At 33.1% G+C, this 4,490-nt stretch carries 3 protein-coding genes; all 3 read right to left on the reverse strand.

The window, feature by feature from the left end; genetic code table 11:
- Positions 1–625 precede the first annotated feature (625 nt).
- Entirely contained in the window at positions 626–1,210 is a 585-nt protein-coding gene (locus ACJDU8_RS25120; protein WP_406794924.1) for a hypothetical protein, read from the reverse strand.
- A gap of 127 nt (positions 1,211–1,337) precedes the next feature.
- The gene (locus tag ACJDU8_RS25125) at positions 1,338–3,338 is read right to left on the reverse strand and encodes a cell wall-binding repeat-containing protein (protein ID WP_406794925.1); all 2,001 of its coding nucleotides are present in this window, start codon (positions 3,336–3,338) and stop codon (positions 1,338–1,340) included.
- Between the two features lie 337 nt (positions 3,339–3,675).
- The coding region (locus ACJDU8_RS25130) for a transposase (RefSeq protein WP_406794926.1) at positions 3,676–4,490 on the reverse strand (815 nt) is incomplete at its 5' end.

Raw genomic sequence — 4,490 nt, forward strand, 5'->3', positions numbered from 1 at the left:
AATATTCAAATAAGGGTCTAAATTTAAGAGAAATGAAGAATTTATTAGATTCTGTCCAAAACGAGGGGGTTAATCCGTTTATGGGTTATCTATTTATGCAAAGCAAAAACTCCAGCTTAAGACTAGGCCGAAGTTTCTGTTATTGATCGTTATGGATTATTTAGCACAGAGTTATTATCTTTTTCCATATCATTAAACAATGTGTTCATCTCCTTAACAAGTTTGTCAACTACATCTTACCATGAAATTTGATATGTTTCCCATAGTTCATGCTCTTTTAACGTTTTTCTCATTTCGTCCAGCAACTAGAGTGAAAACACTCTAATCTTATTTTTTAATGGGTACTTTGATTGGACAATTGTCTAAATACAATAGGACACCTAGCATATACTTCAAAATAAGTAATTGAGTTTGCGGTTTATCGTAGCTACCCTAGGATTACCCCTATTAATATAACATAACGGATTGCAGTAGATGACATAAATGCTCCCATTACCCCTATTACCATGATATGGGCTGTAATAAAGCTCTTTTTAAGATATAACATACTAAAAGAGGACGGGCTATACACCGTCATTCCCGTTTATTTTTGATTTAGTGATGCTTTTAGTACGGTGTGATACCGTTACCCAATGTAGCTTTCTCTATCGAGTTCAAAATATGCCCCGCCATCAAATAAAATTAATGTATTTTGGTCTTTAATATAAAAGGTACAACCAGTACTGTTCCAAGTATCCTTATGACGGCTGTCAGTGTATACAACAACCTGAACTATCGCGTTATCAGTTATTCCTAAATTGCTAAATTTAACTTTGTTACTTGACTCAAAATCTTTCTGAGAAATAATTGATTTTTTGTAGGCAGGTTTTTCACATATCTTAGTTTCATACATTGCTTTTTCATCTGAATAAGTAAGCTTTTTACCTAACATTTTTTTGATAGCATCATTGCTATATGTGCTTACAGGTCCATAGGCTATTTGTTTCTTAATTGACCATTCACCATAATAAGTTTCTTTTTGATCAGACTGATTTTTTATAGCTGGTTTATTATTTTTACTCGTCATATATGTTGAACTATTTGTAATAATGTTATGTTTCACGTAATCTCCAGTTTGAAGGTTATTAATATTAGCACTGTTGTTTTTACAAGCTGCCATTGTCATAATTAAAATTACAATTAAGAATAGACTAATAAATGTGCGTTTCACAATAATCACCTGTCCTCCAGCATTTTGATTTTTTAACATATTATCATCTTAGAATATATGCTACTATATTTTGAATGCAAACTCAATTTTATAAAAGGGATATCTTAAATATGATACAAAAAATTTTTTAGACATATCCAGCAGGTGCTGTTGGATAATCTCTAGTATAATCCCCGGATGTATATATTTGCCATTCATCTATTCTACGTCGATATAATCCTATAAGTGGAGTACCATTACAGTATGACCAGATCTGGAAATCAGTTTTTAATGTATCAGCAGAAGCACCGGCACTTATATCATTAAATAATGTAGACTCTTGTAAAGCATTAACACCACAGTTGTATGCAAAATCTACTAGTGCATCAAATTGTTGCTGGCTTAAAGTAAGGCTATCAGTGAAACTATTTACTCCATTAGCAGTACTTTGTAAATCTTTCATCAATAAATTCCATGCTTGTTGTTCGGTTAAATTAGAGTACTTTTCTCCTGGTAGTATAACATGTCCATATCCAATTGTTGAATTTTGCGAATCTGCACCTCCATATGGTATAGCACTATACCCTTCATAACTTGCCGTAAAGTTAACTAATAATTCGCTAATTAACATATGTCCTGGTCCAGGATTGAAAACAGTAATTGTACAACTTGCAGTAGTACCTCCATCTGTCGTGGTAGCTATAATTGTAGCAGCTCCTGGACTTACTGCTGTTACATTTCCTGTAGCATCCACTGTTGCTATAGCATTATTTGACGATGTCCATGTTACGGCTTTATTTGTTGCATTGTCAGGAGTTACCGTTGATGTTAACGTATCTGTTCCACCTACTGTTAGAGTATCTGTAGTTTTGTCCAAACTAACTGATGTAGCTTCAACTATCGGATTATTAACAGTAACCGTACAACTTGCAGTAGTACCTCCATCTGCTGTGGTAGCTATAATTGTAGCAGTTCCTGGACTTACTGCTGTTACATTTCCTGTAGCATCTACTGTTGCTATAGCATTATTTGACGATGTCCACGTTACGGCTTTATTTGTTGCATTGTCAGGAGTTACCGTTGATGTTAACGTATCTGTTCCACCTACTGTTAGAGTATCTGTAGTTTTGTCCAAGCTAACTGATGCTGGCTGGACTACATTGCTAGTACTAATAATAGCATCAACTGTATTTTGTAAATTCTGGCTTACTGATCCATTTCCGCCCAAGATCACAACATGTTGTACATTCTTGCTTTTTATAAAATTAATAGTTGCCTCTGAAATTGAGTCTTTATCTGTTAAAAATATTGGTGCGTCATTTTTTGCCGCCAAAGCTGCACCACATAATGCGTCCGGAAAATCATTTCCCGATGCCAAGTAAATTGTATTAAAATTCAAGTTCCCTGAAAATTGATTATTAACACTTAGATTAGTCGCATATCTGTCATCACCACTAATTCTCTTACTATTTGGAAGACTTGAGTCTATAGTGGAGTCTAAAACACCAGTTCCTCCAACTAAATATGATACAGGTATACTTTTTCCCTTTATAAATGCTGCAATATTTTCATTTAAGGAATGCTCAGGAGATATTAAAATAGGCATTGCCATTATACCTGCAATTGGAGCTATTGATAGTGCATCCGGAAAGTTTAAGGCTGATGAGACTATGATTCCATTTTTAACCCCAACAATTTCTGCAACTTTTTCAGAGGTATCGTATCTATCGGTTCCACCAATTCGAGTAATGCTAATTCCTAAACCTGTTAACTGTTCCTCTATACCGGTACCTATAATACCAGTACCACCTATTATAATGGCCTGAGTGGCGTTCAGTCTTTTTATTTCAGCTATAATGCTTGGCTCCAATGCATCTGTATCCGTTAATAGTATCGGAGCATCTTTTACTTTGGCCAGTGCAGATGCTGATAGAGCATCTGGATAATTAAGGCCTGATGCGATAATAACTGTATTGGAATGTACCCAACCAGCAGTACTAATAGCAACAGAAGTCTCATATCTATCACTTCCATATAATCTTTCTGTTGCTGTATTGCTATCTTGCGCAAAAACAGGGCTACAACTTAAAATTACGCACAAAAATAAACTACTTAAGATAATTACAAAAAATTTTTTTTTAATTAACATCAGTATCCTCCATTTTTGACTATAAACAATTAGTTCTATATGAATTTTGTGACAAAGTGAAAATTATTATATTTTTTTATCATTATCTTCTATATTACCACTATGTACCTAGGCGGTCAAAAGTCTATATGGAGTGTCGCCACATGGCCATCAAGCTAAGACACGAGAATAATGAAGTAAATCAGTTGGTGTAAGAGATTAAGGCAAAATAAATTCATGTTACTACAAATTTTAGAATAAATACTATTTTAATACGATTTTTTGCATATCAAAAAAGCTCCTGTATTTATGATTTTTTGAAGACACGAACTTTAAATTATAATATAATAAAAGTGTTTTATGCGGCGGTTTCACACCTTCTTTCTTGATGGTTGTAGGAGACTCCAAGAATGTCAAAGAAGGTCTTTTTGTCCTTACGGTGCGATTTCCGCCCATTTTTACATATACAGTTATATATTCTTGTTAAAACTTTGAAATTACTTGAAGGTGTCATAAAGCTAAAATACAGCTCTTGAACATATTCATGCACTATTTGTGCTGTTTTAATTTCACTTGTTTCAAACTTCTTCTTTTTTAAGAGTTCAGATCTCATTTTAGACATCACTATGGAGCTTAAAACTAGTAAAATAAGTTTACCATATAATTGGCATTTGAAACGTTCAATTTTTACTGGTTTTACACTAGATATGTGAAATATTGACTTCCATATCTTGAATATTAGTTCAACCTGCCATCTTAATGAATAAATATCATGTATTTGTTTTGTAATCAATATGTTATTTGATATGTTGGTCATGTATATTGTTATTCCCATCAAATCAATTGTATTAGCACTTTTCTTAATACCTTTCTTTTTAGCATTTCTAAAGACTTTTTCTTTCCGTTCTTTAAATTGGCTTTTGGTAAGTTTATAGATTATTAGACGTACTTTGCGCTTTTCAGTTCTCCCAACAAATGCATCTGGTATTTCCTTAATTTGGCCTTCCTGCATTTTACTTGCCACGTCCTTTAAAAACAATCTCTTATAAACACTTGACTTCCTTGGTTGTCCATTTTTAAGATATTCAACATTTTCATTTTTTACATATACAGCTATATTAGGTTTAAGTCTTGAAACATAGAAAGATTTTTTATTTTCCATATCCTCAAAAT

It is taken from the genome of Candidatus Clostridium eludens, from assembly GCF_045310515.1.
GTDB lineage: Bacteria > Bacillota > Clostridia > Clostridiales > Clostridiaceae > Clostridium_B > Clostridium_B eludens.